This is a genomic window from Corynebacterium sp. HMSC06G04 (assembly GCF_001807365.1).
GTDB classification, from domain to species: Bacteria; Actinomycetota; Actinomycetes; order Mycobacteriales; family Mycobacteriaceae; genus Corynebacterium; species Corynebacterium simulans.
In genome coordinates, this window is record NZ_KV788599.1 from 70,991 (window position 1) to 97,003 (window position 26,013).

Consider the following 26,013-nt stretch of genomic DNA (forward strand, 5'->3'; position numbering starts at 1 on the left):
CGTTAGAAGACGAAGTTAACTAAAAGCACATAGGCGACAGTCCCGCCGAAGATCGAGAAAGCGGAGCTCTTTCGCCACCAGTGCAGCCCGGCAGTAATCACCACACCAATCAAGGCGGCGAGGATTCCGCCGGGCGCTTCTTTTTGTCCATAGACGGTATAAACCACCAGGACGGTCATAACGCCCACCGGCATCGTCATGCCGAGCAGGCCGATGAACTGGCTGCCTTTCAGCGCCTTGATGAAGGAAAAGGGCAGCTCACGCAACAGCAGAGTAACAACGCAGATTGGCAGCAACACCGCCGCTACCATGGACAGACTTACGCCAGCTGGCATTAACGCTCACCCCTTCGCAAAATCATTGCGGTATCAAGACGTGGAGAGAAGTGACGCATCAACAGCAGCAAGAAATAGGCTGCCAGTGCGACCATGAGAACCTGCCCCGGAAACAGCACCGCGGAAAGAATGCCACACACTGCTGCGGAAAGCGGCAGAGAGTAATCCTTGTTGTTTTGGAAGGCATCCATGGTCAGGACAACGAAGAGCGCCACGAGGGCGAATTCGAGGCCCTTGATATCCGCGGGGATAACCTGGCCAGCAAGAGCGCCGACGATTCCGCTGCACACCCAGGAGGACTGAATCAGACCCTGAATAGTAAGGATGCGTGGGCCGCTAACTTCCTCATCCTTAGGCTTGGAGGAAACGATGGCATAGGCCTCGTCGGTTAGCGCATAAGTGGCATAAGCGCGGCCCAGACGGCCGTGGATGTTATCTCGTGGGAATGTAAGCCCGTAGAAAATATGGCGGAAGTTAACCATGAAACCAGTGACCAACGAGGCAATTGCACTGGTGCCTGCCGTAACCATATTGATGGCGAGGAACTCCATCGAACCCGCATAAATAACGGTGGAAAAGATGGGCGCCCACCACCAGTCGTAGCCGGTTTGCACAATCAGGATTCCGAACGCGAGTCCAAGCGGTACTAGTCCTAAGGCTACCGGCGCAGTATCTTTCAGACCTTTAAGAATCTCCTCACGCATGCGCAAATACTAGATCATTAGTTGTCATTAATATTCGCTGGGTATGTGGAATACAAAGGCAACGGCATAGGCTGACGCTTCATAACATCGCCCCACAGGTCAGCGGCACCGGGAGTGAGCACGTCTTGCGCAAGCGCCGGAGCAACGTACCAGTCGCCGCGATCAATTTCTTCCGATAATTGGCCAGGGCCCCACTCCGCATAGCCGGCGAAGAAACGCGCGCCGGCGACAAGCTCAGCGATCTCCTCGGGCTCAGCACGCAGATCCACGTGCACCAGGCGCGGGGCAAGCTTATTGAGCTGTGGCTCCTGCTCGATGCGCACGCCCTGCTTAGTCATGCCAAGCGCTATGACGGATTGCTGATTCATCGGGCCACCGATGTAGAGCGCCTGCGGCTTAGCCACGAGGGGCAGCCACTCAGGAAGCACGTTGAACACGGCCACTTCGGAGCGCTTGGTCAGATCGACGCCGAAGGTCATCACGTCGTTGTGCTCGATCACCAAGATCACCGAGCGAGCGAATTCAGGAGAAAGCATGCCCGGTGCAGCGATCAAAAGCTGGCCGGGGGCGGGCTCGTTGCGCTCTAGGGCGTTGAAAAGTCTATCGGCATACATTACTTACCTAGACTCCCACCACTGACGCAGCTTTGCAATAGCAACCTCGCGCCCCAGCGGGCCTTCCTCCAAGCGCAATTCCTTAAGATAAGACCAAGCTTGGCCAACCTCCGGCCCGGGCTGCAGGCCGAGGATCTCCATGATCTCGTTGCCGTCGAGATCCGGACGCACCTTGGCCAGATCTTCCTTCTTAGCGATCTCCGCGATGCGTTCTTCCAAGTGATCGTAAGTGCGCTGCAGGCGGCGAGCCTTCTTTTCGTTGCGGGTGGTGCAATCGGCGCGCACGATCTTGTGCAGTCGAGGAAGGAGATCGCCCGCGTCGGTGACGTAGCGGCGCACGGCAGAGTCGGTCCATTGGCCTTCACCAAAGCCATGGAAGCGCATGTGCAGGTAGACCAGCTGGCCGATGGCCTCGACGGTGGCCTTGGGGTACTTCAACTTGCGCAGGCGCTTGCGCACCAGCTTCGCGCCGACGACCTCGTGGTGATGGAAGGTCACCTTGCCGTTGGTGGTATCGCGGGTATCGGGCTTGCCGACGTCGTGAAGCAAGGCTGCCCAGCGCAGGATAAGGTCCGGCTCTTCCTCCTGATCGATGGCCTGCCGCAGCACGGTCAGCGAGTGGACATAGACGTCCTTGTGCTGTGCATGCTCATCGGGCGCCATACGCAACGCCGGAATCTCGGGGAAAACATGATCTAGGATTCCGGTATCAACGAGCAGGTCAATGCCCGTTTCCGGGCGCTTGCCCAGGATCAGCTTATCCAGCTCGACCTGCACGCGCTCGACGGTGATACGGCGGATCTCGCCAGCCATTTCTTCCATCGCGGCCTTGACGCGATCTGCCACCTGGAATTCCAGCTGCGAGGCAAAGCGCGCAGCACGCAGCATCCGCAGCGGGTCATCGTGGAAAGAGATCTCCGGTTTATCAGGAGTATCGAGGATCTTGTTTTGCAGATCGCTTAGGCCACCCATCGGGTCGTGGAACTCAAACCCATCTTCCTTAAGCTCGATGGCCATGGCGTTGACCTTGAAGTCGCGGCGGACCAGATCACCTTCGAGGGTGTCGCCGAAGACTACCTCGGGGTTACGGGAATCCCCATCATAGGAATCGGAGCGGAAAGTGGTGATCTCGATCTGCTGGCCTTTATAGACGGCCGATACAGTGCCGAAGTCGATGCCGGTATCCCAGACCTTTTCGGCCCAGCCTTCCAAAATCTCCTGGACCACCTCGGGACGCGCATCCGTGGTGAAGTCAAGATCGTGGCCGAGGCGCGACAACAACGCGTCACGCACAGAGCCGCCGACTAGATAGAGCCGGTTTCCGCGAGCACGAAATTGCTCTGCGAGGCCACTGAGCGAGGCTAGAGTCTTTTCAACGCCGTTTAGCTGAGTGTCCTGAAAATTCACGGATGTGAGTCTACTACGATTAACCAGGATGACTAAGCACGAACAAGGTTCCGGCAGACGGCGTCGCCGCCGCCGTCCGGAAAGACGCCCCCAGCGCAGCTCCGCCACGCACATGACCACGCGTGACGAGACTTCCGCAGGCGGACTTGTCGTGTCCGGACTCGCCGAAGCCGTCGATGGGGACCAGGTAGATCTGTCCCGTATCTATGTAGCGCTCATCGGGCGCCTCGACCGCCGCGGCCGCCTGCTGTGGTCCATGCCGAAAGGGCACGTGGAAAACGGTGAGGACAAAAACGTCACCGCTGAGCGTGAGGTCTGGGAAGAAACGGGTATTCACGGCAAGGTCTTCGCGGATCTTGGAATGATTGATTACTGGTTCGTCTCTGAGGGCGTGCGCATCCACAAGACGGTGCATCACCACCTGCTGCGCTTCGTCGACGGCGTCTTGAACGACGAGGACCCAGAAGTCACCGAGGTCTCCTGGATCCCGGTCTCGGAGCTCATCGAGCACCTGGCTTATGCCGATGAACGCAAGCTGGCGCGCATCGCGCACGATCTGCTGCCGGATCTGGCCCGAAAGGAAGCCGCCGCAGGAAAGGCGACCCCACGGTGAAGCGGCTGGCAGCACTGATCCTCGCGGGAGCATTGGCTGCCCCGATTCCTGCGCAGGCGCAGACCACGCAGACCACGTCGTCGGGCACGCTCGACTTCGACATGCTCACCGAGTCAACCGAAGACGGCGTCATGTCCGCGACCTTCCGGATCCATAATCCGACGGAAGAAGAGATCGAGGATCTGCAGATTACGAGTCGGCGCAGCGATGCCATTTCGACCACTGCGCAGGCCCAGGAAGAGCTGGCGGCGGGCACCTACCCGTACTACGGGGCGTCGACAAGCGCAGGCAGCCTTGCCCCAGGGGATACCAAGGAAGTGACGATCAAAGCGCCGCTTTCTTTGGGGCAGGAGCCCACGCTCGCAATGACGGAGCCGGGCAATTACCCGCTGCTTTTCACGCTGACGGGTACCCAGAATGGGCAGGCCAATAGCTTTGCCGAGGAGCGCATGATCTTTGATTTCAATGCGCAGGTGGAAAATCGTCACGCCCTGACGCTGATCTACCCGATCACCGCGGACATAAACATCGTGCCTGGTGAGACCGGGGGAGAGTCCCTCATCTTGAGCGATGATCGTCTGGCCGGGGAGCTGCGTGAGGGCGGCCGGCTGGATAAGTTGCTGGACTCCTACCTGGATCATGATTTAAAGGGCGCGGGCTGCGTGGCTTTGGATCCTGCGCTGGTGGATACGGTGGACCGCATGGCCGATGGTTATACGGTCAATTCCACGCGTCCTTCAATTGCGGAGCGTCCAAAACGCCTGCGCGACTCTTGGTTTAGGGATGAATCCGAGGAGCGCGGCGAGAAGGGCAGCGGTTCCGCGGATGCGAGGGCGTGGATTGAGCGCCTCAAGCAGATCGATTGCACAATGGCGCTGCCGTGGGGCAACACCGATATCAATGCGGTGGCCCACATTAATAATCAGTTCTTGACTCATGAGGCGATCGACCGCCACTTCGATGATCTGCTGGGCAAGCCGACGTCGACGCTGCTGCTTCCCGACGCCGGGTATGTCACCCAGGAGTTTTCACGCCCGGCTCTGGTGGCCGATAACACCGGCTGGTCTGGTAAAGCTGCAACTTTCGACGCCTCGCTGGGAGCGCTTCTGGATCCGAAGGCGGGCTACGGTAACCCGTATCTGCGCCACGATGAGGCAGAGAACTCTGCGCTGGCTGAGGCGCTGAGCAGCGCGGCATCGCTAAGCATTGCGGCAACTGAAGAAGATGTGGTGGCCAAGCTGCCCAATAACCTGAGCCCGGAAAAAGGCCAGAAGGTGCTCGAGACCGCGGCGCGGCTCATCGAGCATGACAAGGTGCAGCCGCGCCCAGTGACGCAGCTGCCGTTGGAGGAGACTGAACGCCCGTTGGGCTCGCCTTATGAAGATGAAAATGCCTACAGCGACACGGATATCGTGCGCGTGGAGCAGCAGGCGCGTTATACGGATGAGCTGACCAACATCATGGTCAACGACCCGGCGATTGCAATGACGCGCTATGGGTTTACGCTGCCGCTGCGCCGCGACCTGCTGTTGGCGCTGACCCGGGACTTTGATTACCGCCTGTCCAAGCAATCTGAGATGCTGCGCACTCTGCGTTCTTCGGTGTCGCTGATCCCACCGGGCAACGTCTATACCCGCGTCTCGGATTCATCGCCGCTGCTCATCGTGGCGGAAAATGGACTGCCGCTGCCTGTCGACGCCTCGCTTATCTATGAGTCCGACGACGCATCGCTCAACACTCCGTCGCGCGTGCGCATCCCAGCAAAGGGTTCCATTACGGTAACCATGACCGCAGATATGCCGGACGTCGACCGAACAGACATCAGCTTGTGGTTGGCCACGCCTAACCAGCAGACCATCTCCGAGCCGATAAATATCGCTGTTCAGACTCGTGCCGGTATCGTAAGCGTGTACGGAGTCGGCACCATTGCCGCTCTTGCTCTCATTTTAACCCTGCTCTTCCGGCTGGGCCGTAGAGAAAAGAAAAGTTCGAAAAAGAGATAGTTAGTTCCTTTTATGACTAATGAATATGGCTCCCGCCGTCGCATCGTGACGCCGACGCCACCGGCACCTGTCCCGGAGAAACGGATCGAACCCGTCCAGGTCGTTCCAGAAGAAGACAAGTCGACACTGCGTGGCTCTCACCACGAGCAGGAGACAGACTCCAATAGCTCGATTGTCCGCGCGACAGGCACCATGGCGATTGCCACGCTATTTTCGCGCATCACTGGCTTCCTACGTCAGATGCTCATTGGCGCAACCCTCGGCGAAGTAGTCGGAACTGCCTTCGGTACGGCAAACCAGATCCCTAACCTCATTACTGAGATTGTCCTGGGCGCCGTGCTGACTTCTTTGGTGGTTCCAGTTTTGGTTCGTGCCGAAAAGGAAGATTCGGATAACGGCAGAACCTTCGTGAGAAGGCTGTTTACCCTGGCGATGTCGATACTTGCGGTGGTGACGATTTTGTCGATCGTTTTCGCGCCACTGATTACCAGATTGATGGTCCCGGAAGACAGTAAAGTTAATGCCTTCCAGGCCACATCGATGGCGTATCTGTTGCTTCCACAGATCCTCTTCTATGGTCTATTCGCGCTCTTCCAGGCGATCCTGAATACGAAGAATGTATTCGGGCCGGGCGCTTGGGCACCGGTTATCAACAACGTCATTTCCATTACAGTGCTGTTGATGTACCGCTTGCTGCCGGGTGAGCTGGATCCGACGGCAGCTTCCCCCGTGACAGATAAGCACGTCATCTTGCTTGGCTTGGGCACCACGTTGGGCGTGGTAGTCCAGTGCCTCATCTTGGTTCCCTATCTGGTTAAGGCCAAGATCGATCTGCGCCCGAAGTGGGGAATCGATCACCGCATCAAGCAGTTCGGCGGAATGGCGTTGGCGATTATTGTCTACGTTGCCATTTCCCAGGCCGGCTACATTGTCACTTCCCAGGTAGCTTCCTACGCCGACCGCGGCGCGATGTTGGTCTATCAGAACGCATGGCTAATGCTGCAGGTGCCTTATGGCGTCATCGGCGTCACGCTGCTGACCGCCATCATGCCGCGACTTTCGCGCAACGCAGCAGACGGCGATGTCGAAGCCGTGGTTCGCGATCTCACGCTGGGTTCGAAGCTGACGCTTATCGCTCTTATTCCGATCGTCATCTTCATGACCGGCTTCGGTATTCCAATCGCCCGCGCGCTGTTCCAATACGGCGCTTATGGCGCATCGAGCGCAGAGCAGCTCGGCCTGACTATTAGCTTCTCCGCGTTCACGCTCATTCCTTATGCGCTCGTACTGTTGCACCTGCGCGTCTTCTACGCCCGTGAGGAAACCTGGACGCCGACCTTCATCATCGCCGGCATTACGGCCACCAAGATCGCGCTGACCCTGCTTGCTCCGATGGTCGCTGATTCCACCGACCGCGTAGTAATCCTGCTGGGTACTGCGAACGGCTTCGGCTTCCTCTCCGGTGCGGTCATCGGCGGCTTCCTGCTTAAGCGCAAGCTGGGCAGCCTGGGCGGCCGCGAACTGCGCACCACCGTCATCTGGTCCACCCTGGCCGGTGGCATTGGCTTGCTCGCAGCAATCGCCCTCCACTGGTGCTTCAACCTAGTCTTGCCGGACAGCATTCCTTCCATCGTCTACTTGCTCGAAGTAGCCTTCCTGGGCGTTGTATTCGTGGTCGTGGCCGGCATCGTGCTTTCGCGCTCCGGACTGCCAGAAGTCATCAACTTGGGCCGCCAGCTGCAGCGCATTCCGGGCATGTCGAAGATCATCAAGATCGAGCACGCCGAAGCTATCGAGATCGAAGAACCGGAGGTGCGAGAGATTCAGCCGGTCTACACGGCAGACGCATTCAACTCCTCGCCGGTTCCGCCACCGATGTCTGCTGGCATTGTCCGCGGCCCGAGCCTGGTGCCGGGCGCTCCGGTCTCTGATGGCCGCTTCCGCTTGTTGAAAGACTACGGCTCCGTCCCCGGTGCCCGCTTCTGGAAGGCCCGCGAACAGTCCTCTGGCAGGCTCGTCTCCCTGACTTTCGTGGACACCACTGGTGAGGCTCCGCTGGCACCGGCCACCCCGGCGGTAGCTGCCCGCCGCTCGGCTGAGATCTCCCGCAATACCCGCAAGCTCAGCGAGCTTCATCTTTCGGCGATTGCATCAAACATCAAGATCCTGTCCTATCGTCAGGGCTGCCTCGTAGTGGCTGACTGGATTGAGGGCACGCCGTTGAAGACGGTTGCAGAAGACCACAACCTGGATCCAAAGGCCGTCGCACGTGCTCTGGCTCCGCTGGTTGCTGATATCGCTACGGCCCACGAAAACGGCTTGGTGTTGGGTCTGGACAACCGCAGCCGCGTGCAGATCGGTACCGACGGCGTCGCAAAGCTGGCTTTCCCCGCTGTGCTGGAGCGTAACACGGAAGAAACCGACCTCGATGGAATCAACTCCACGATCACGTTGTTGACCGAGGCCGCGGGTTCCAGCGAACTGCAAGAAATTGCCGATTCCGAAGACGGACTGGCCGAGCGCGCGCAGAAGCTTGAGGAGTTCGCCAAGGAGGACGCGGAGCTCGAAGGCGAGGGCGAAGCACCTGAGGTCCACAAGCTCGACGTTCCGGAAGAAAAGGTTGAACAACCAGAGGCCATCCCAGGCTTCGGCGGCCGCGGCTACTCGGGATCGGGCGCGATTGTGCTGGGCGTCTTTGCCACGGTCTTCGTGGTGTTGATGGCGGCGCTGACGGCGTGGATCATGTCCCTGGTGGGCGATGACTCGCCAGTGTCGAAGCCTTCGACTTCGGTAACGAGCTTCCCGAATACGCCGCCCGTGTTGCTGAAGGAAAAGGAAGCCTTCACGGTTCCGGATAATAAGCCGCAGAAGGCGCTCATTGATGGCAAGACAGCTGACCGCGTCAACGTGGAAGAAGGCGCGCTGGTCACCCTTGAGAAGAAAACGCAGTTGCACGTGCTGCAGCTGAGCCACTACGGCGCCACGGGAAATAAGTTCACGGTTTATGGCGTCGACATGGCCGACTTCGATCCAAAGGACCCAGAGGGCACCGAGCTGGCCGAAGGTAAGCTGAGCTCTTCCAAGCAGGACATCGAATTAGAGAAGGTCCAGGAGGGCTTCGACGGCGTGCTCATCATGTTTGACGGCAAGACGGCCGTCTCAGAGATGCAAGTCGTTGGATTGCCATAATTTTATTCACTTCTAAATAGCGCCATCATGCCTGCTTAGGCATGATGGCGTTTGTTTTTGGAAATAGTAGTTTTACTTAAAGCGTTGACTATTTCAAGACGGTAACTAGAATCAATGTTGTCACATCAACAAAAGCGAAACTTTTTAGGAGGACACCATGTTCGCAGGCACTTACGCAATCGACCCAGCACACTCCACCATCGGCTTCGTAGCTCGCCACGCAATGGTCACCAAGACCCGCGGCAAGTTCGACGAGTTCGAGGGCACCATCACCGTCGCTGAGAACATCGCCGATTCCAAGGCGGAGGCCACCATCAAGGCCGCTTCCATCAACACCGGCAACGAGGACCGCGACGCACACGTTAGGGGCGATGACTTCTTCAGCGTCGAGCAGTACCCAGAGCTGACCTTTAGCGCTACCTCCTTTGACGTTGACGAGACTGGCAACGGCACCGTTACAGGTGACCTCACCATCAAGGGCACCACCAAGCCGGTCACCCTGAACGTCGAGGCAGAGGGCCTGGCAGAGGATCCATTCGGCAACACCCGCTTCGGCTTCGAGGCAGCCACCAAGATCAACCGCACCGACTTCGGCATCGACTTCAACGCACCGCTGAAGACCGGCGGCGTGCTGGTCTCCGAGGAGATCAAGATCGAGCTCGAGATCTCCGCCATCAAGCAGTAAAAAATTTGCGGCCAGATTTGGCCCGGCTACCAGCCATAAACCCCATCACCGATAGCGCGCCCAAAGTGCGGTCGATGTTGGGGTTTAGTCATGCGCCCACAAGGTCCTTGCACCCGCCAAGCCGAAACAAATCAGACCAAGCTGATAAAACGGCGTCGCGGGGCACAGCAATCCCTAAGATAAGCGACATGGCTAACACGACTTCCCGTAAAACCGCGAACCTCACACAGGCTGAAGCGCAGGCCCGCAGCGCGGCGCTGCAGATTTCCGCTTATGACTTGCACCTCGATGTCAACAGCGCGCCTACCTCGGCGGAGACATTTGAGGTAACTTCCCGCATCACCTTTACTACTAACGCACCTGAGACCTTCGTGGACTACTTAGGCGATAAGGTCCATTCCGTGCGGCTAAACGGCACGGAGGTGGAAAATACCTTTGATGGTGGGCGCATCTACCTGCGCGATCTTCCGGTAGGCGAGGAGATCAGCGTGGAGATCACGGGCTCCTCACGCTATTCGCGCACCGGTCAGGGCCTGCACCGCATGCAGGATCAGGCCGATGGGAATACCTACCTTTACTCGCACCTTGAGCCTTCCGACGCCCGCCGCATCTTCCCATGCTTCGATCAGCCGGATCTCAAGGCGAATTTCACGGTAACGTTGAGCGGCCCAACAGGCTGGCAGCTGCTTTCGAACCAGCCGGAGGAAAACCGCAGCGAGTCCGGCGATTCCGTGAGCGTCACCTTCGCATCCACTCCGCTGCTTTCTACCTACCTGACCTCCTTTGCCGCAGGGCCCTACGTGTCCAAGCAGCGCACTTGGAACGCGCCGGATGGCACCCTAAGCGCGCAGCTGCGCGCCTTCGCACGTGCGTCGATGGAACAGTACCTCGACGATGAGATCCTAGAAATCACTGCACAAGGCATGGACTTCTTCCACCAGGCGTACAAGCTCCCGTATCCGTGGGGCAAGTACGATTCCATCTTTGTGCCGGAGTACAACCTGGGTGCGATGGAGAACCCGGGCCTGGTGACCTTCACCGAGACCTACCTCTTCCGCTCCCAGGCCACCCGTGCCCAGCATGCGGGCCGCACCAACACGATCCTGCACGAAATGTCGCACATGTGGTTCGGCGATCTCGTGACACCGAAGTGGTGGGATGATCTATGGCTCAAAGAGTCATTCGCGGAGTTCATGGGCGCGGATTCTTCCGTCGAGGCCACCGAGTACACCGAGGCGTGGGCGAACTTCGCAGGCCAGCGCAAGAACTGGGCTTACCTGCAGGATCAGCTGCCCACCACGCACCCCATCAAGGCCGATATCCCGGACGTGGATGCCGCGCGCCAGAACTTCGACGGCATCACCTATGCCAAGGGCGCTTCCGTACTCAAGCAATTGGTGCACTACGTCGGCCGTGAGAACTTCTATGCGGGCGCGCAGGACTACTTCCAGGCCCATGCTTTCGGCGCTGCGACCTTCGATGATCTACTGGATGCGCTGAAAAACCACACCGAGCGCGATCTCGACGCGTGGTCTGCAGCATGGCTCAAGACCTGGGGTCCAGATACCCTGACCCCGCAGCTGCACGTAGAAGGAGAAAAGATCACGGAGTTGGCCGTGCTCGCCGAGGCCGAGGATGAGACACGCCCGCACCGCCTCAACGCCGCGCTTTTCGACGCCGATCTCAACAAGTACGCGGTCCTCGACGTCGATGTCGCCGGCCCGCGCACGATTGTCAATGCCGCCTCTGGCCTGGCAGCACCCGCATTGCTGCTGCTTAACGATGGCGACCACACCTATGCCAAGGTGCGCTTCGACGAAACCTCGCTTGCCACCATCCAAGACAAGCTCTCTGCGATTGAGGATGAGCTTTCCCGCGCCGTCATCTGGACCTCCCTGTGGAACCTCACGCGCGATGGCGAATGGCCGGCTCAAAACTACGTCGACACCGTACTGCGGCACGCAGTAGGGGAGTCGCCGTCACTGCTGGCCACGGCCCTGAACAATGCGCAGTACGCCGTTAGCCATTATCTGCCGGAATCACCCGACTTTGCCAACCAGATTTGGCAGCTGCTGCAAGACGCAGAAAAAGGTACCGATACCCACCTGCTGCTCACGCGTGCGGCCATCGCGGCGCTCGGTGACAGCCCGGAGGACACCAACGGGCGCCTGCGTGCAGTGCTTGACGACGCCACGGATCCCGATATTCGCTGGGCCGCGCTGCGTGCGCTCGCAGCCCGTGAGGCAGTGACGAAGGAGGAGCTGGAAGCAGAAAAGCAGCGCGATAACACGCTGACCGGTGCAGCGGCGTACCTCGGCGTATCCCGTTCCTTCCCAGGGGACAAGCGCGAGGTCTTTGATATGGTCCTGCGACCTGGCGCTTACTCGAATGCCGAGGTCGATTCGCTGCTGGCCGCTTTCAACGCGCCACGTTCGAAGCAGCTCACCGAGCCTTTCGCCGAAGAGTTCTTCACGGTCTTGGACAAGATCTGGCAGGAGCATCCGATCGAAATCGCCAACCGTCTCGTCCGCGGGCTCTACCCAGAGCTGCCTATGGCAGACGGCGCGACGGACGAGTTCCTGCGCATTGAGCGCCCACGTGCCCTGCGCCGCGTGCTGCTCGAATGCCAGGATCACCTGCGCCGCACGCTGCGGGTCAAAAGTGGTCAATAGGAAAGACACAGTTCGCTAGCGCGACTAGATTCCCCTCGGTTAAAACAGGTTCACATACTTGTTGATCCGGGGGGAATCTACATGTCTGAACGCAGTGATCATGAATTGGTTGAGGCTTTCATCGAGGGGGATAACAAAGCCTTTTCCGTCATAGTAGAAAGGCACCGCGCCCGCCTTACAACTGTGGCGCGCCGTTATACGCGCAACGACACCGATGCGCAGGACGTCGTCCAGGAAGCCCTGCTTCGCGCCAGCTGCAATCTGCACAAGTACCGGCGCAAGTCAGCGCTTTCTACGTGGCTGCATCGGCTGGTCATGAATTGTGGTTATGACTACGTTAAGCATCGCTCCAACCAGCAAAATTCTTCTCTCGATGTGGACTTCATCGATGATGACCGCAACCACCTGCTTGCGCATAACCCGAACGAGTTCTTGGATGACAAACTGGCAGTCCGCGAAGCCCTAGAGCTGCTGCGCCAAGACCAACGCGACGCCCTGTATTGGACCGACATTGAAGGCTATGGCATCGCCGAAGTCGCCGCAGCGCAGGGAGTAGCGCCAGGTACTATCAAATCCCGTAGAGCCCGCGCACGCAGCGTATTACGCAAGGCCATGGCCTAATTAAGGAAATAAGCTTGCGGTATTTAGCGTTGCAGGACAGGTCACGTTTAAGCATCAACCCCGTTTCTGATACCCGAATTTAACCATGGCGCGGGTAGGATTTGTGGGGTTAATCCAGCAAAACATTGCAAGGGAGTTTTTAATGACCGTCCACGATGTCGCCATCGTAGGCTCCGGCCCTGCCGGTTACACCGCGGCGCTTTACGCCGCACGCGCTGAACTGAAGCCGATCGTCTTCGAGGGCTTCGAGTACGGCGGCGAACTCATGAACACCACCGAGGTGGAGAACTACCCAGGCTTCCAGAAGGGCATCATGGGCCCAGAGCTCATGGAAGAAATGCGTTCCCAGGCCATCCGCTTCGGCGCAGACCTGCGCATGGAAGTTGTTGACTCTGTCGAGCTGGCAGGGGATATCAAGAAGCTGCACGTTGGAGACGAGGTCTTCGAAGCTCGAACCGTCATTCTTGCCACCGGCGCAGCACCGCGTTACCTGGGCATCCCGGGTGAAGCCGAGCTGGCTGGCCGCGGCGTTTCTGCTTGCGCTACTTGTGACGGCTTCTTCTTCAAGGGCCACAACATCGCCGTCGTTGGCGGTGGTGACTCTGCGATGGAAGAGGCAACTTTCCTCACCAAGTTCGCAGAGACCGTCACCATCATTCACCGCTCCGAGAACTTCCGAGCTTCCAAGATCATGCTGGAGCGCGCAAAGGCCAATCCACAGATCAAGTGGGCTACCAACAAGACCGTAGAGCGCGTTCTCGAGGGCGAGGGCAAGGTTGCCGGCCTGGAGATCAAGGACGCCATCACCGGTGAGGTCTCCACACTGGACGTCACCGCGATGTTCGTTGCCATCGGCCACGATCCGCGCTCCGCCTTCCTGGAAGGCCAGGTTGAGCTCAACGAGGGCGGCTACGTCGTCGTTGAGCAGCCTTCCACCAAGACCAACCTGCCGGGCGTCTTCGCCTGCGGCGACTTGGTTGATGACCATTACCAGCAGGCTATTACTGCGGCAGGCTCCGGCTGCCGCGCAGCAATCGATGCGGAGCACTTCCTCGCAGAAAGCGTTAAATAATCATGAGCAACGTAAAAAGCGTAACCACGGATACTTTCCGTACTGACGTCGTTGAGGCTTCGGCTTCCAAGCCTGTCGTCGTGGACTTCTGGGCTGAATGGTGTGGTCCATGCAAGAAGCTTTCCCCGATTTTGGATGAAGTTGCCAGCGAGTTGGGCGAGGATGTTTCCGTCGTAAAGGTTAATGTCGACGAGGAGCGCACTCTGGGCGGCATGTTCCAGATCATGTCGATTCCTTCTGTGCTGATCTTCCGCAACGGCGAGAAGGTCGACGAATTTGTCGGCCTGCGTTCCAAGTCAGACATCGTGGCACAAATTCAAAAGCAGCTTTAACTGGTAGCCTTATTCACATGCGTCACAGGGCGCACAGTTTTAACACGAGAAAAGGGGTAGGTGTGAATCGCGTTCTGCAGGTCGGTGACCAAAGTGTCCGCGTCGCCGAAGCACGTGCAACCCTCGCCCGTCTCGGCCTCATGAAGGATTACCGAGGCGCACTGTCCGATTGGAAGCAACAAAAGTATTCCGAGACGGAAAAAGTATTCGACGCCGAACTCTCTGAGGTCATCAAGGCCTTTCAGCAGTCTCGCGGAATTGTTCCCACCGGCGTAATCGATGACCTTACCCTTCGTGAGCTGCGCCAGGCTTCTTATAGCTTGGGCGCGCGCGTACTCACGTACGAGCCGGGCAACGTTTTAGTTGGCGACGATGTCGCACAACTTCAGCAGCAACTTCAAGAACTCGGTTTCTACCAGAACCGAGTGGATGGCCACTTCGGTCCCGATACTCACGCCGCACTCATGGAATACCAACTCAACAGCGGTCTCCAGAAGGATGGCGTGTGTGGTCCGACCACGATCAACGCTCTTAATCTGCTGGGCCGCCGGATCACCGGCGGTTCCGCACACAACATCCAAGAGCGCGAGCGTGTCCGCAACGCCGGCCCACAGCTTGCAGGCAAGCGCGTCGTCATCGACCCTGCCTTAGGCGGTGCCGACAAGGGCATCAAGGTCAAGGGCCGCTTTGGTGACGTCACCGAAGAAGAGCTTCTGTGGGACTTGGCAGAGCGCGTGGCCGGACGCATGATTGCAGCGGGCATGGAAACCATCATCTCGCGTCCACGTACCGATAATCCTTCTGTCAAGGACCGTGCGGATCTGGCAAACGCCTTCGACGCCGATCTGGTTATTTCTTTGGCTTGTGACCGCTATCCAAACGAGAAGGCCAATGGCATTGCCACCTTCTACTTTGGTTCAGAGATCGGCAGCTCCTCGCTCATTGGTGAAACTCTTTCTGGTTTCATCCAGCGCGAGATCGTGGCTCGCACGCCACTGCAAAACTGCTGGAACCACGGCCGCACCTGGGATCTTTTGCGCCTGACGCAGATGCCAGTTGTCCAGGTTGTCTTGGGCTATCTCACCAACCCTGGTGACGTAGAAGTGCTTACTACGCCAGCCAAGCGCGATGATATTGCAGAAGCAATCGTGGTTTCTGTAAAGCGCCTCTACCTGCTCGATGATGACGATGCTGTCACCGGCACCTATAAGTTCTCGGAGTTGCTGCGCGCCGAGGAGGCTTAAGCCAAAGCTTTTGCTAGCAGATCTTCTACCGCAGCGGCCGAGAGCAGGTCGAAGGCTGGTGGGAGATCCAGGCGCAGCCGTGGAGTAACGGGGTGGTCTTGGACCACCATAAAACCCGCCGATTCTAAGGTTTCTACTGACAGAAGCCCGATGAAGGCGGGTTTTTCGCGTAATAGGAACTCTGCCTCTTTTGCGTCGCGGTAGCCAAAAGCTTCTACCGCGCTGAACTCACGCGAGGAAAGGTTCATAATCGCGGCGTCGAGAAGCACCGCTTCCAAGCCACGTGCCGCGCGATGGGATTTCACAAACAATGAGGACAGCAAAGCTGCGTCCTGGCTTACGGGTGCGGTAGGCAGCTTGGACGCCCCAGGCGCATAATCAGCGGGGCAGAAGAAGACCGTAGCCTCGTTGCCCACCGTTAGGCCACAGTCGCCGGCGCTTAGGAGCACAGCGGAAATCCACGCCTCTTTCTCGAAGGCGGGATCAGTTACCTCAGTATCAAGCTCCCAAAAGATGGAACGAGCCGCCAAGGGGTTGATTTCCACCCCTTCCTTGACTGACTCGACGAGCATTACTTGCCCTCGATGAGACCAAGGATGCGCTCGAAATCTTCCTGATCGCCAAATTCGACGACCATCTTGCCCTTGCGCTTGCCCATGGTGACGGTGACCTTGGTGTCGAAGCGGTCAGACAGGCGCTCTGCGGAATCGGTGAAGTACTGTGGCTGCGGGGCAGCAGGCTTCTTCTCCTGTGGCTTATCGCCCCTCTTGTACAGCGTAACCGCTTCCTCGGTGGCACGGACGGACAGGCCTTCTGCGATGATGCGGTTGGCGATGAGCTCCATGGCCTCAGCATCGGGCAGGCCCAGCAGGGCACGCGCATGGCCGCCGGATAAGGTGCCAGCAGCGACGCGCTTTTGCACGTTCACCGGGAGCTTGAGCAGGCGAATCATGTTGGTCACCTGCGGGCGGGAACGGCCGAGGCGATCAGCCAGCTCGTTCTGGGTGACGCCGAATTCCTCCAGCAACTGCTGGTAGGCGTGTGCCTCTTCCAATGGATTAAGCTGCACGCGGTGAATGTTTTCCAGCAAGGCATCGCGCAGGAGGTTGTCATCCTTGGTATCGCGGACGATGGCCGGAATGGTGGCAAGTCCCGCCTTGGAGGAAGCACGCCAACGACGTTCACCCATGATGAGCTCAAAGCCGCCCTCATCTGCCGGGCGCACGACGACCGGCTGGAGCAGACCGAACTCCTTGATGGAATGAACGAGTTCTGCGAGGCCTTCTTCGTCGAAGACGGTACGCGGCTGCTTTGGGTTAGGGATGATGTCACCAACCGCGATCTCGCGGTAGGTAGCGCCGATCACGGAAGGCTTTGCCTGACGCTTCTTATTAGCGCCCTGTGGAATAGTTGGCGCGCCCTTCACGCGGGGCTTATCCCCAGCTGGACCGCCGGTAGCAGCGCCAAGGATGATATCTGCTGCATCGTTACCAAGGCGCGGCTTGCGGGATGGGGCGTCGGGGCCAGAAGGGATAAGTGCTGCAAGACCTTTGCCGAGGCCACCTTGCTTTTGTTCCGTCATGCTAAAACTTATCCTTCCAATTCAGCGAAAATCTCTGGGCTAACGCCGATGGCGCCAGTGGTGGGGTGCGGGCGGTAGTCACCGCGCGAATCGAGCTCGCGGGCCGCCGCCGAATAAGCCCTAGCACCGGTGGAAGAAGGATCATAGGAGATAACAGTCTTGCCGTAACCCGGCGCCTCAGACACGCGCACCGAACGCGGAATTACATTACCAAGAACTACGGCGCCGAATTGTTCGCGCACTTCATGGGCAACTTGCTCTGCCAATTTGGTGCGGGCGTCATACATGGTGAGCAAAACGGCGGAAATATGTAGTTCCTCGTTGAGGTGCTCACGAATCATGGAGATGTTGCCCAGCAGCTGACCCACGCCCTCCAGTGCGTAGTACTCGCACTGGATAGGAATGATGACCTCTTCGGCACAGGTCATGGCATTGATGGTCAAAAGGCCCAGCGAAGGCGGGCAATCAATGAAGACGTACTCAAAGCCGTGCTCTTCAAGGAAGCCGTTGTGGAGTGCGTCATAAAGGCGGAACTCACGGCGTACCAGCGAGACCATTTCGATCTCCGCGCCAGCCAGATCAATGGTGGCGGGAATACAGAAGAGATTGGTGCTAGAAGGAGACGGCTGCATTGCTTGCTCCGCAGTGCGGTCTCCCAGCAAGACCTCGTAGCTCGAATCAGTGCCTGAGGTATGAGCAGCGCCCACCGCAGTTGAGGCATTGCCCTGCGGGTCCAGGTCGATCACCAACACTTTTTTGCCGGCCTCAGCAAGCGCCGCGGCTAGATTGACAGCCGACGTGGTCTTGCCGACGCCGCCTTTCTGGTTCGCGATGGTGATAAGACGTGGATTAGTCATGCCGTCTACTCTAGTTCACGCGGGGGACACGGATGATAGTCGTGCCCTTGATGGTGATGACCTCGGCTTTACCTGCGCCAGCACGCTTTAGCTCAGCTGCGTCGCGCTCCAGCTCCTCATGCACGGACTCACCCTTCAAAGCGATCATCTCGCCGCCCACCTTGACCAATGGCAGCGACCACTTGGCAAGCTTGCCCAAGGGCGCGACGGCGCGAGAGGTCACAATGTCTGCACCCTTCACGGCCTTTTTCACTGGGCCTTCTTCGGCGCGGCCGCGGATGACGGTGACGTTATCTAGGTCCAGCAGCTCCTTGACCTCAGACAGGTAATTAGAGCGCTTTAGGAGCGGCTCGATCAGAGTGATATCAAGATCTGGGCGCGCAATGGCCAGCGGGATGCCTGGGAGGCCTGCGCCACTGCCGACGTCGATTACGCGGGCGCCTTCCGGCATGACATCGCCGATCACGGCACAGTTGAGAAGATGGCGCTCCCACAGGCGCGGGACTTCGCGCGGGCCTATAAAACCACGAATGGACCCGTCTGTAGCGAGCGAATCGTGGTAAGCCTGCGCGAGTGGCAGGCGGAAGCCAAATACTTCAGACGGGTCCAAATCGGACACTAGAAACTCCTGTTTTTAGTTGTTGTTTTTGCGCTGTTTCTTGGTGCGGTTGTCCTTCTTGCGCACACCTGGCTTCGGTGCGGAAGTGCGCTTGAGTTCTGCCTTGGCGGCTGCCTCTCGCTCCTCTTCCTCATCCATCTTCTTGTACACGATGCGAGTCTGGAAGAAGGTCCAGACGGTGTTGGCCAACATGTAGAACAGCAAGCCAATAGGCCAAATAGCACCGGAGAAGACCAGCATGCCTGGCATGACCCACAGCATCATCTTGTTCATGATTGCCATCTGCTGCTGCATCATCTCAGCGTTCTGGCCTTGCGGGGTCGGGGTCTTACCGGAAGCACGGCGTGCCTCCTGGCGGTTGAGCGACATACGGGCATTGAAGTGGGTCAAAACCGCAATGATGGCAATCAACGGAACGATGATGACCGCTGCCTGCGACGTCGTGATGCCCTGCTGATCCAGAATCGGCGAGTTCACGCGCAAGTTGGTAATCAGCGGAACGCCAAAGATCTTGGCGTCTAGGAACTGCTGCACCAATTCCGGCTTGAAGATGTAGTTCGCAGTGTTCGCGTTAGCCTCCACCGACATTGGCTCATCAGCTGGGTGACCGAAGCCACCCGCAGTGTGAATGGTGCGGTCGAAGGCGCGCAGAACATGGAACAGACCAATAAACATTGGGATCTGAGCGAAGATCGGCAGGCAGCCTGCCATCGGGCGAACGCCAGATTCCTTGTAGATGCGCTGCATCTCTTGCGCAGCCTTGGTTTGGTCATTCGCGTACTTGGTACGCAGCTCTTGGATTTGCGGCTGGATCTCCTGCATCTTGCGGGATGAGCGCAGCTGAGTGATGGTCGGCTTGACCATGATGGCCTTGAGCGTCCACGTCAGCAGGACAATCGAGAGAATCCACGTGATTCCCAAAGAAGGATCCATCACGAAGCTCAAAAGCCAGTGCCAGAACCACAAGACGGCCGAGATCGGCCAATAGATGATATTAAGCAAGGATAGTCCTCAGTTGTTGTTCGTGCCGGGTACGGGATCAAACCCGCCCGGATGCCAAGGGCCGCATTTGCAAACCCTAGCGATGGCCATGCCGGCGCCTTTGATAGCTCCGTGAACGGAGAGTGCTTCGAGGGCGTAGGCACTGCAAGTCGGTTCAAAACGACAGGTGGAAACCATCTTAAGGGGTGAGAAATACTTTTGGTAGAAGCGCACCGCTTTTACCATCGGTTTTGCCGCACCCTTAGCTTCCGGGATTTCGGCACCGGAAGAATTTACATACCGCATTTACGCAGAGCCTTGCGGATGTCTTTTTCTAATTGCTCACTGCTCGCTGTGGCGCTTGCGGGAAGCGCGCGGATAACCAGATCTGCGGTCGGTGGAAGATCCGGAAAGAGGGACCTGCACACATGCCGAAGCCGCCGGGAGGTGCGGTGGCGAACCACTGCATTCCCGACGGCTTTTGAAACAACCAATCCGAACCTTGGGCCGGCGGCCGCAATATCGAATTTGGTGTCTTGGCTGGCGTTGTTACGAAAGTGCACAACAACCGTACGTGTACCGGCCCGCTTGCCGCCCTTGATCGTCCTGCGGAATTCCGCTGGCGAAGTGAGCTTATGCTGGGCTGGAAGCACGATTATGCCGACAGCTTTGCGCGGCCCTTCTTACGACGAGCTGCGACGATAGCGCGACCTGCACGGGTGCTCATGCGGGTGCGGAAGCCGTGCTTACGAGCGCGACGACGGTTGTTGGGCTGGAAGGTACGCTTACCCTTTGCCACGATTATCTCCTTGAAGTTGTGCGCGGAGCCCAGGGAAAGTCATTCCCCCAGCTCCACTGATGAATGGATATGTGAGTAGTTAGCAACCCTTGGGAGTGGGTTCACACTCACGCGCAACGTCTTCTGTTGCGATAGACCATGACAGATTACGTGACGAATGCAGCCTTGAACAAATCGACACCCGGGTGTACCCAAAATTACAAAGATGTTTTTATCTGCAGCTAAAAGGCTACTTTGCGGGGTCAGAGCACATACGGCGGCTTGCATTTTAGGTTCACGCCATGCAAGCGCCGAAAAGCGTTAGACAGCCCCGCTAACTCGGCGGTAAAACTAAAGAATCGAATTCCACAGCCGTCCACAAGGTGTGAATAACTCTAAATCTCAGCTTTAGACTTTTTGTATTCCAGCAGGTAAATAGCCTAAAGTACCCGATTGATAGTTATCCACAGCCATCGACTAGGCTGTGGATAAACATTTGTTCCACATCTGTGGATAACTCTGTGGAGATCAAGGTCGTGCCGCAATTTTCGATGTGGATACGTCCGTGAAATTCACTGTAAATTTTTCTCCGTCCGAACTAGGGCCTTCTTCTGGGAAGGCCGCACAAGGTAGGCGCGTTGACTGATCAACAAGCGGTACTTAACGCCAACTGGCGAGCAGTAGTGGAAGATCTGCTCGCCCAATCTGAGAAACCCAACTCAGAGGTACCCAACTTCAACCACACGCAGCGACTGTATCTGCAGCTCGCGCGACCCATCATGATGATGGATGGCTACGCACTACTGGCAGCACACAATGAAAAGGCCAAGGCAGTCATCGAAACCGATCTCGGCTCACACATCTCGCGTGCCCTTACCCGGCACCTGGGCAGGCCTTGCACGCTTGCTGTAACTCTGGCCAATCCGGTGGAAGAAGAAGCACCGCTTAACGACGCCCCGGCTCAAGCACCGCAGGCGCCGTCACCGCAGCAGTACCAGCCGCCACAGCAGGCTTGGCAGACCAGCCATGCCCCGGCGAGCTTGGATGAACTGGCTGATCATTACAACCAGCAACAGCAGCAATACCAGCCCCAGCACAATGCAGATGCCCGCATTCCGCGTGAGCAGCCGGCGCACGATCCCAATAGGGAAGAGTCGCTGAACCCAAAGCACACGTTTGAAAACTTCGTTATCGGTTCCTCCAACCGCTTTGCCAACGGCGCGGCGGTGGCCGTAGCGGAAAATCCAGCGCGTGCTTATAACCCACTGTTTATTTGGGGCGGCTCCGGCCTAGGCAAAACCCACCTGTTGCACGCCGCGGGCAACTACGCGCAGGTTCTGCATCCGGGTCTGCGCGTGAAGTACGTTTCTTCCGAGGAATTTACTAACGACTACATCAATTCTTTGCGCGATGACCGCCAGGAGTCCTTCAAGCGGCGTTATCGCAATCTGGACATCTTGATGGTTGATGACATTCAGTTCTTGGAGGGTAAGGAATCGACTCAGGAGGAGTTCTTCCATACCTTTAATGCACTGCATCAAGCCAATAAGCAAATCATTTTATCTTCTGACCGTCCGCCGAAGCAGCTGACCACCTTGGAGGATCGCCTGCGCACTCGCTTCGAAGGTGGTTTGATCACGGATATTCAGCCGCCAGATCTCGAGACCCGCATAGCCATCTTGATGAAGAAGGCAGCTGCGGACGGCACCGAAGTAGATCGATCTGTTCTAGAGCTCATCGCTTCGCGCTTCGAGTCTTCTATTCGCGAGCTTGAAGGCGCGCTGATTCGCGTTTCTGCTTATTCCTCTTTGGTTAACGAACCGATCAGCTTAGAGATGGCGGAGATCGCATTGCACGATCTCGCGCCCGATGCAGCGGGACGTGAAATTACGGCAACCGCGATCATGGAAGTAACAGCAGAGTTCTTCGACATCGACGTCGAGACCCTGCGTGGTGCGGGCAAGAAGCGCGCCGTCGCTCATGCCCGCCAGTTGGCTATGTATCTCTGCCGCGAGCTGACTGAGCTTTCCTTGCCGAAGATTGGTGATCAGTTCGGAGGCAAGGATCATACGACTGTCATTTATGCCGATCGCAAGATCCGTAAGGAAATGACAGAAAACCGCAATACCTACGATGAGATCCAGGCGCTGACGCAAAGGATCAAGAACCACAGCCGTTCTTAAAACGCTTTCTGCAGCTAGAAATATAACCCGCCACCTGCACTTAGGTGGCGGGTTATTTTTATCCACAGCGTTATTCACATCTGTGTAATTTCATTGTTGTAATTCATAGATCTTCGACACATTTTTGTTTTTCACAAAGCATTCGTCCTGATCAGGAGCTTGTGATCAATGCTGTGATCAAATTCCACAATCCTGGGGATAGATTGTGGATAAAACCGGCACCCCTCCGGTTACTCACAATTTATGTAATTTGATCACACTGATCCCACAGCCACGATCACAGCGCGGATCGGGCCCGTCACCTTGCCTTTTAGGGCGTTATCCACAGATCTCACAACGGTTATTACTACTACTAACTATTTTTCCTGATCCCTTAAGTAAAAAGGGGATGTGTGTAATTCTCGCCCTCGCCTCGGCCCGAGGCGCCAGGCCGCGAGTAAATTACAAAAGTCTGTCGCACGGCGCCTATGCGGTAAGTTGGAAACAGCTTTTGTTACTTACAAAAATCAACCCAGCTAGAACCCAGCAAGGAGCTCATCGAGACCATGGACCAATCTGTGTCATTTCGTGTTGCCAAAGATGATCTGGCCAACGCAGTTGCTTGGGTAGCCCGTAGTCTGCCTTCCAAGGTGACGCAGCCTGTTCTTCGCGCGATGCTTATCACCGCCGATGACAATGGTTTGGAATTCACCGGCTTCGACTACGAAGTTTCTACTCGCGTACGCATCGCGGCAATGATCGACGAACCAGGCCGCATCGCCGTCGCCGGTAAGCTGCTCGCAGACATCGTTGCCACCCTTCCGAACAAGGAAGTCGAGATGACCCAGCAGGATTCCAAGGTCCTGCTCACCTGCGGTTCTTCCCGCTTCGAGCTGCCTATCATTCCACTCGATGATTACCCGCAGCTGCCGGTTCTGCCGGAGGTCACCGGCACCATCAACCCACAGCTTTTCGTTGAGGCCATCAGCCAGGTCGCATCCGCTGCCGGCAAGGATGACACTCTGCCGATGCTGACCGGCGTGCATATGGAAATCAACGGTTCCCACGTCGAAATGACTGCTACCGACCGTTTCCGCCTGGCCATGCGCACTTTCGAGTGGGATCCGGTATCCCCTGACGTAAAGGCAAAGCTGCTGGTTCCTGCGAAAACCTTGCAAGACACCGGCCGCTCCCTTGATACTCACCTCAACATCCCAGTGGAGATCGCGGTAGGCACCGGCGAAAACATTGGCGCAGAGGGCCTGTTTGGTCTGCACGCGGATAACCGCGAGACCACCACCCGCATGCTGGATGCAGACTTCCCAAACGTCTCTCCGCTGCTGCCAAAGACGCATACCGCAATGGCCAGCATCGAGGTTGCTCCGCTGCAGGAAGCCATCCGCCGCGTTTCCCTGCTGACTGATCGCAACGCCCAGATCCGCATGGACTTTTCTGAAGGTCAGGTCACCCTGGCAGCTGGCGCGGATTCCGGTAAGGCAGACGAGACTTTGCCTTGTGCATTTACCGGCCGCGATGAATTCACCATCGCCTTTAACCCGGGCTACCTCAAGGATGGCCTGGCCGTGGTCCATACTGACCGCGTGGTCTTCGGCTTCACTGAGCCTTCCCGCCCAGCAATTATGATTCCGGAGCCAGAGGAGATGCCGATGGCAGATGAGGATGGAGTCTTCCCAACCCCGGAGACCAACTTCACCTACCTTCTGATGCCGGTCCGTCTGCCAGGTTAATGTTCATACGCGAACTCGACGTCCGGGATTTTCGCTCGTGGCTTGAGCTACATATTGAGCTCGGCCCGGGGATCACTTTGTTCGTCGGACGCAACGGTTTTGGCAAGACCAACATCGTCGAGGCGATCGGGTACGTGGCCCACCTGTCCTCGCACCGTGTTAGCCACGACGCGCCGTTGGTACGTCAAAGTGCCGCTAATGCCAGAATCTCCACCACTGCCGTCAATCAGGGCCGCGAGCTTACCGCGCATCTGCTCATCAAACCGCACGCGGCTAACCAAGCCCAGATCAATCGCACGCGGCTGAAAAGCCCGCGCGAGTTATTGGGTGTAGTCAAAAGCGTGTTGTTCTCGCCTGAGGATCTCGCGCTCGTGCGTGGTGAGCCGGCTGAGCGGCGCACCTACATGGATGACATCATCGCCTCGCGTACCCCGCGCTTAGCTGGGGTAAAGGCGGATTATGACAAGGTCTTAAAGCAGCGCAATGCGCTTTTAAAGTCGGCGTCGTCAAGCCTGCGCCGCGGCTACGATGACGCCGATGGTGCCTCGGCTTTGGCCACGTTGGATGTTTGGGACGCCCAGCTCGCACATCTAGGCGCGCAGGTGATTCAGGCACGCCTCGCGCTTGTCGACGCCTTAAGCGAGCTGATCCCATCCGCCTATTCAGGCCTGGCCCCGGAATCGCGGCCAGCCCACATCGAGTACAAATCTACGATCGACGTCTCTGACCGCGACGTACTGGAAGCCGTGATGCTCACCGAGCTTGCCGCTAAGCGGCAGCGCGAGATCGAGCGTGGCATCTCCCTGGTGGGCCCGCACCGCGATGATCTCGTGCTCAACCTCGGAACGCAGCCGGCAAAAGGCTTTGCAAGTCACGGCGAGACCTGGTCATATGCCATTTCATTGCGCCTTGCCGAGTTCAACCTCTTGCGCGAGGAAGGCACCGATCCAATTTTGATCCTCGACGATGTTTTCGCCGAACTCGATGCTAAGCGCCGGGAGAAGCTTGTGCACCTAGCCATGGAAGCTGAGCAAGTGCTGATCACCGCCGCCGTGGATGAGGACCTGCCCGGCAACCTAGAACCGATCGTTCGCTACGAAGTCTCCGTTCGGGATACTCAAGAGGGGCGAATTTCTGAAATTACAAAGGTGCGCGAAGATGACTGATCCTATTCAGGATTTCTTTGAGCGTGTGCGTTCAAATTCCAAGAATGCTCCCAAATTGGATAAGCCAGCGCCGAAGATGAAGATCAGTCACGATGCACCGGCGAAGAAATACCGCGTGGGCAGGCCCACCGGCCCCGATGGTAGGCGGCAGCGCCGCAGCCTGGATATCCCTAGCCTCGGTGCCACGCTGAACAAGGAGATTGTGAGCCGCGGGTGGGAAAACGAGCTGGCTGATGGTTGGGTCATGGGCAATTGGACCAACCTGGTGGGCGAGCGCATCGCCGCACACACGAAGCCCGAGCGCATTAAGGATAAGGTCGTCTATATTTCTTGCGATGCCTCTGTGTGGGCTACGGAGCTGCGCTATCTGCAACGCCAGATCTTGCGCAAGATCGCCGACCGCCTTGGCCCCGACGTCATCGTTGAACTGCGTATTCAAGGCCCTAAGCAACACCGCAATTATCAGGGCCGGCAGTGGGTGAAACCGCAAGGCTCGCAAGATACCTACGGATAACCGCTTCGGGATAAAAATCTGGATCGAAAAATCGGGCTAAATTCCGCCCTCTCACTGGTGTGGAGTGCTCTCTAGTAGGGGGACACCGTGTAGAATAGCTAAAGTCTTAGATTTT

General features: G+C 57.6%; 25 protein-coding genes. 13 read left to right on the top strand and 12 right to left on the bottom strand.

All coding sequences use genetic code 11. From position 1 onward, the window contains the following. Positions 1 to 2: 2 nt before the first annotated feature. The 4 genes from HMPREF3158_RS03370 to HMPREF3158_RS03385 are packed head-to-tail and all read right to left on the bottom strand — an operon-like array spanning position 3 to position 3,060. A complete protein-coding gene (locus HMPREF3158_RS03370) occupies positions 3 to 335 on the bottom strand; it encodes a branched-chain amino acid transporter permease (protein ID WP_062036539.1) in 333 nt (110 codons plus the stop codon). Then, the gene (locus HMPREF3158_RS03375; RefSeq protein ID WP_062036537.1) at positions 335 to 1,039 is read right to left on the bottom strand and encodes an AzlC family ABC transporter permease; all 705 of its coding nucleotides are present in this window, start codon (positions 1,037 to 1,039) and stop codon (positions 335 to 337) included. The genes HMPREF3158_RS03370 and HMPREF3158_RS03375 overlap by 1 nt, the downstream gene beginning before the upstream one ends. A gap of 17 nt (positions 1,040 to 1,056) precedes the next feature. Further along, positions 1,057 to 1,653, bottom strand: coding sequence for a YqgE/AlgH family protein (locus HMPREF3158_RS03380; protein ID WP_062036535.1), 597 nt, complete (start codon positions 1,651 to 1,653; stop codon positions 1,057 to 1,059). Positions 1,654 to 1,656: 3 nt separating this feature from the next. Continuing rightward, positions 1,657 to 3,060: a CCA tRNA nucleotidyltransferase gene (locus HMPREF3158_RS03385; protein ID WP_062036533.1), complete on the bottom strand. Its 1,404-nt coding sequence runs from the start codon at positions 3,058 to 3,060 to the stop codon at positions 1,657 to 1,659. A gap of 28 nt (positions 3,061 to 3,088) precedes the next feature. Here HMPREF3158_RS03385 and HMPREF3158_RS03390 point away from each other — a divergent pair, with 28 nt between their 5' ends. The 9 genes from HMPREF3158_RS03390 to HMPREF3158_RS03430 all read left to right on the top strand — a co-directional run bounded on the left by HMPREF3158_RS03390 (position 3,089) and on the right by HMPREF3158_RS03430 (position 15,491). Further along, entirely contained in the window at positions 3,089 to 3,673 is a 585-nt protein-coding gene (locus HMPREF3158_RS03390; protein ID WP_061925480.1) for an NUDIX hydrolase, read from the top strand. Next, positions 3,670 to 5,676 carry a DUF6049 family protein gene (locus HMPREF3158_RS03395; RefSeq protein WP_062036531.1) on the top strand — a complete coding sequence of 669 codons (2,007 nt, stop codon included), beginning with the start codon at positions 3,670 to 3,672 and terminating at the stop codon, positions 5,674 to 5,676. The genes HMPREF3158_RS03390 and HMPREF3158_RS03395 overlap by 4 nt, the downstream gene beginning before the upstream one ends. Before the next feature lie 12 nt (positions 5,677 to 5,688). Further along, positions 5,689 to 8,865 carry a murein biosynthesis integral membrane protein MurJ gene (gene murJ / locus HMPREF3158_RS03400; protein ID WP_062036529.1) on the top strand — a complete coding sequence of 1,059 codons (3,177 nt, stop codon included), beginning with the start codon at positions 5,689 to 5,691 and terminating at the stop codon, positions 8,863 to 8,865. A gap of 157 nt (positions 8,866 to 9,022) precedes the next feature. Beyond that, positions 9,023 to 9,550: a YceI family protein gene (locus HMPREF3158_RS03405; protein WP_062036527.1), complete on the top strand. Its 528-nt coding sequence runs from the start codon at positions 9,023 to 9,025 to the stop codon at positions 9,548 to 9,550. 188 nt (positions 9,551 to 9,738) lie between these two features. Continuing rightward, complete coding sequence (gene pepN, locus HMPREF3158_RS03410) at positions 9,739 to 12,222, top strand: aminopeptidase N (RefSeq protein ID WP_070497328.1); 2,484 nt, start codon at positions 9,739 to 9,741, stop codon at positions 12,220 to 12,222. Positions 12,223 to 12,303: 81 nt separating this feature from the next. Then, positions 12,304 to 12,843, top strand: coding sequence for a sigma-70 family RNA polymerase sigma factor (locus tag HMPREF3158_RS03415; protein ID WP_070455768.1), 540 nt, complete (start codon positions 12,304 to 12,306; stop codon positions 12,841 to 12,843). A 142-nt stretch (positions 12,844 to 12,985) separates the two neighbouring features. Continuing rightward, on the top strand, positions 12,986 to 13,915 hold the full coding sequence (trxB, locus tag HMPREF3158_RS03420) for a thioredoxin-disulfide reductase (protein ID WP_070455766.1): 930 nt from the start codon (positions 12,986 to 12,988) through the stop codon (positions 13,913 to 13,915). 2 nt (positions 13,916 to 13,917) lie between these two features. Beyond that, positions 13,918 to 14,247: a thioredoxin gene (gene trxA, locus HMPREF3158_RS03425; RefSeq protein WP_061925502.1), complete on the top strand. Its 330-nt coding sequence runs from the start codon at positions 13,918 to 13,920 to the stop codon at positions 14,245 to 14,247. Positions 14,248 to 14,309: 62 nt separating this feature from the next. After that, positions 14,310 to 15,491, top strand: a complete 1,182-nt coding sequence (locus HMPREF3158_RS03430; protein ID WP_070455765.1) for an N-acetylmuramoyl-L-alanine amidase — start codon at positions 14,310 to 14,312, stop codon at positions 15,489 to 15,491. On the opposite strand, the gene HMPREF3158_RS03435 is transcribed toward HMPREF3158_RS03430, so the two are convergent. Genes HMPREF3158_RS03435 through rpmH form a run of 8 tightly spaced genes read right to left on the bottom strand, consistent with a single transcriptional unit; the run spans position 15,488 to position 20,329 of the window. Continuing rightward, complete coding sequence (locus HMPREF3158_RS03435; protein ID WP_061925507.1) at positions 15,488 to 16,063, bottom strand: hypothetical protein; 576 nt, start codon at positions 16,061 to 16,063, stop codon at positions 15,488 to 15,490. The two genes, HMPREF3158_RS03430 and HMPREF3158_RS03435, sit on opposite strands and share 4 nt — an antisense overlap. Next, positions 16,063 to 17,073 carry a ParB/RepB/Spo0J family partition protein gene (locus HMPREF3158_RS03440; RefSeq protein ID WP_070432480.1) on the bottom strand — a complete coding sequence of 337 codons (1,011 nt, stop codon included), beginning with the start codon at positions 17,071 to 17,073 and terminating at the stop codon, positions 16,063 to 16,065. Before HMPREF3158_RS03440 ends, HMPREF3158_RS03435 begins: the two co-directional genes overlap by 1 nt. A gap of 8 nt (positions 17,074 to 17,081) precedes the next feature. Beyond that, entirely contained in the window at positions 17,082 to 17,930 is an 849-nt protein-coding gene (locus HMPREF3158_RS03445; RefSeq protein WP_070497330.1) for a ParA family protein, read from the bottom strand. Positions 17,931 to 17,940: 10 nt separating this feature from the next. Then, the gene (gene rsmG, locus HMPREF3158_RS03450; RefSeq protein WP_070497332.1) at positions 17,941 to 18,549 is read right to left on the bottom strand and encodes a 16S rRNA (guanine(527)-N(7))-methyltransferase RsmG; all 609 of its coding nucleotides are present in this window, start codon (positions 18,547 to 18,549) and stop codon (positions 17,941 to 17,943) included. A 15-nt stretch (positions 18,550 to 18,564) separates the two neighbouring features. Further along, positions 18,565 to 19,551 carry a membrane protein insertase YidC gene (gene yidC / locus HMPREF3158_RS03455; protein WP_082787647.1) on the bottom strand — a complete coding sequence of 329 codons (987 nt, stop codon included), beginning with the start codon at positions 19,549 to 19,551 and terminating at the stop codon, positions 18,565 to 18,567. Between the two features lie 9 nt (positions 19,552 to 19,560). After that, positions 19,561 to 19,836 carry a membrane protein insertion efficiency factor YidD gene (gene yidD, locus HMPREF3158_RS12410; protein WP_201057347.1) on the bottom strand — a complete coding sequence of 92 codons (276 nt, stop codon included), beginning with the start codon at positions 19,834 to 19,836 and terminating at the stop codon, positions 19,561 to 19,563. Continuing rightward, entirely contained in the window at positions 19,824 to 20,183 is a 360-nt protein-coding gene (rnpA, locus tag HMPREF3158_RS12415; RefSeq protein ID WP_062036513.1) for a ribonuclease P protein component, read from the bottom strand. Before rnpA ends, yidD begins: the two co-directional genes overlap by 13 nt. Before the next feature lie 2 nt (positions 20,184 to 20,185). Next, complete coding sequence (gene rpmH, locus HMPREF3158_RS03460; RefSeq protein WP_005530694.1) at positions 20,186 to 20,329, bottom strand: 50S ribosomal protein L34; 144 nt, start codon at positions 20,327 to 20,329, stop codon at positions 20,186 to 20,188. Positions 20,330 to 20,946: 617 nt separating this feature from the next. Between rpmH and dnaA the strand changes: the two genes are divergently transcribed. The 4 genes from dnaA (at position 20,947) to HMPREF3158_RS03480 (ending at position 25,898) form a co-directional block, all read left to right on the top strand. Then, positions 20,947 to 22,491, top strand: coding sequence for a chromosomal replication initiator protein DnaA (gene dnaA / locus HMPREF3158_RS03465; RefSeq protein WP_062036511.1), 1,545 nt, complete (start codon positions 20,947 to 20,949; stop codon positions 22,489 to 22,491). A 545-nt stretch (positions 22,492 to 23,036) separates the two neighbouring features. Further along, a complete protein-coding gene (dnaN, locus tag HMPREF3158_RS03470; RefSeq protein ID WP_082778674.1) occupies positions 23,037 to 24,218 on the top strand; it encodes a DNA polymerase III subunit beta in 1,182 nt (393 codons plus the stop codon). Continuing rightward, positions 24,218 to 25,384 (top strand): DNA replication/repair protein RecF, encoded by a 1,167-nt coding sequence (recF, locus tag HMPREF3158_RS03475; protein ID WP_070455763.1) that lies wholly within the window; start codon positions 24,218 to 24,220, stop codon positions 25,382 to 25,384. The genes dnaN and recF overlap by 1 nt, the downstream gene beginning before the upstream one ends. After that, positions 25,377 to 25,898 (top strand): DciA family protein, encoded by a 522-nt coding sequence (locus tag HMPREF3158_RS03480; protein ID WP_062036507.1) that lies wholly within the window; start codon positions 25,377 to 25,379, stop codon positions 25,896 to 25,898. Before recF ends, HMPREF3158_RS03480 begins: the two co-directional genes overlap by 8 nt. Positions 25,899 to 26,013 lie beyond the last annotated feature (115 nt).

Bases quoted from the DNA above. Each gene is read 5' to 3' on its own strand.
- HMPREF3158_RS03370 (WP_062036539.1), bottom strand. From the start codon at position 335: ATGCCAGCTGGCGTAAGTCTGTCCATGGTAGCGGCGGTGTTGCTGCCA.
- HMPREF3158_RS03375 (WP_062036537.1), bottom strand. From the start codon at position 1,039: ATGCGTGAGGAGATTCTTAAAGGTCTGAAAGATACTGCGCCGGTAGCC.
- HMPREF3158_RS03380 (WP_062036535.1), bottom strand. From the start codon at position 1,653: ATGTATGCCGATAGACTTTTCAACGCCCTAGAGCGCAACGAGCCCGCC.
- HMPREF3158_RS03390 (WP_061925480.1), top strand. From the start codon at position 3,089: ATGACTAAGCACGAACAAGGTTCCGGCAGACGGCGTCGCCGCCGCCGT.
- murJ (WP_062036529.1), top strand. From the start codon at position 5,689: ATGACTAATGAATATGGCTCCCGCCGTCGCATCGTGACGCCGACGCCA.
- HMPREF3158_RS03405 (WP_062036527.1), top strand. From the start codon at position 9,023: ATGTTCGCAGGCACTTACGCAATCGACCCAGCACACTCCACCATCGGC.
- pepN (WP_070497328.1), top strand. From the start codon at position 9,739: ATGGCTAACACGACTTCCCGTAAAACCGCGAACCTCACACAGGCTGAA.
- HMPREF3158_RS03415 (WP_070455768.1), top strand. From the start codon at position 12,304: ATGTCTGAACGCAGTGATCATGAATTGGTTGAGGCTTTCATCGAGGGG.
- trxB (WP_070455766.1), top strand. From the start codon at position 12,986: ATGACCGTCCACGATGTCGCCATCGTAGGCTCCGGCCCTGCCGGTTAC.
- trxA (WP_061925502.1), top strand. From the start codon at position 13,918: ATGAGCAACGTAAAAAGCGTAACCACGGATACTTTCCGTACTGACGTC.
- HMPREF3158_RS03435 (WP_061925507.1), bottom strand. From the start codon at position 16,063: ATGCTCGTCGAGTCAGTCAAGGAAGGGGTGGAAATCAACCCCTTGGCG.
- HMPREF3158_RS03440 (WP_070432480.1), bottom strand. From the start codon at position 17,073: ATGACGGAACAAAAGCAAGGTGGCCTCGGCAAAGGTCTTGCAGCACTT.
- HMPREF3158_RS03445 (WP_070497330.1), bottom strand. From the start codon at position 17,930: ATGACTAATCCACGTCTTATCACCATCGCGAACCAGAAAGGCGGCGTC.
- yidD (WP_201057347.1), bottom strand. From the start codon at position 19,836: ATGCGGTATGTAAATTCTTCCGGTGCCGAAATCCCGGAAGCTAAGGGT.
- dnaN (WP_082778674.1), top strand. From the start codon at position 23,037: ATGGACCAATCTGTGTCATTTCGTGTTGCCAAAGATGATCTGGCCAAC.
- recF (WP_070455763.1), top strand. From the start codon at position 24,218: ATGTTCATACGCGAACTCGACGTCCGGGATTTTCGCTCGTGGCTTGAG.
- HMPREF3158_RS03480 (WP_062036507.1), top strand. From the start codon at position 25,377: ATGACTGATCCTATTCAGGATTTCTTTGAGCGTGTGCGTTCAAATTCC.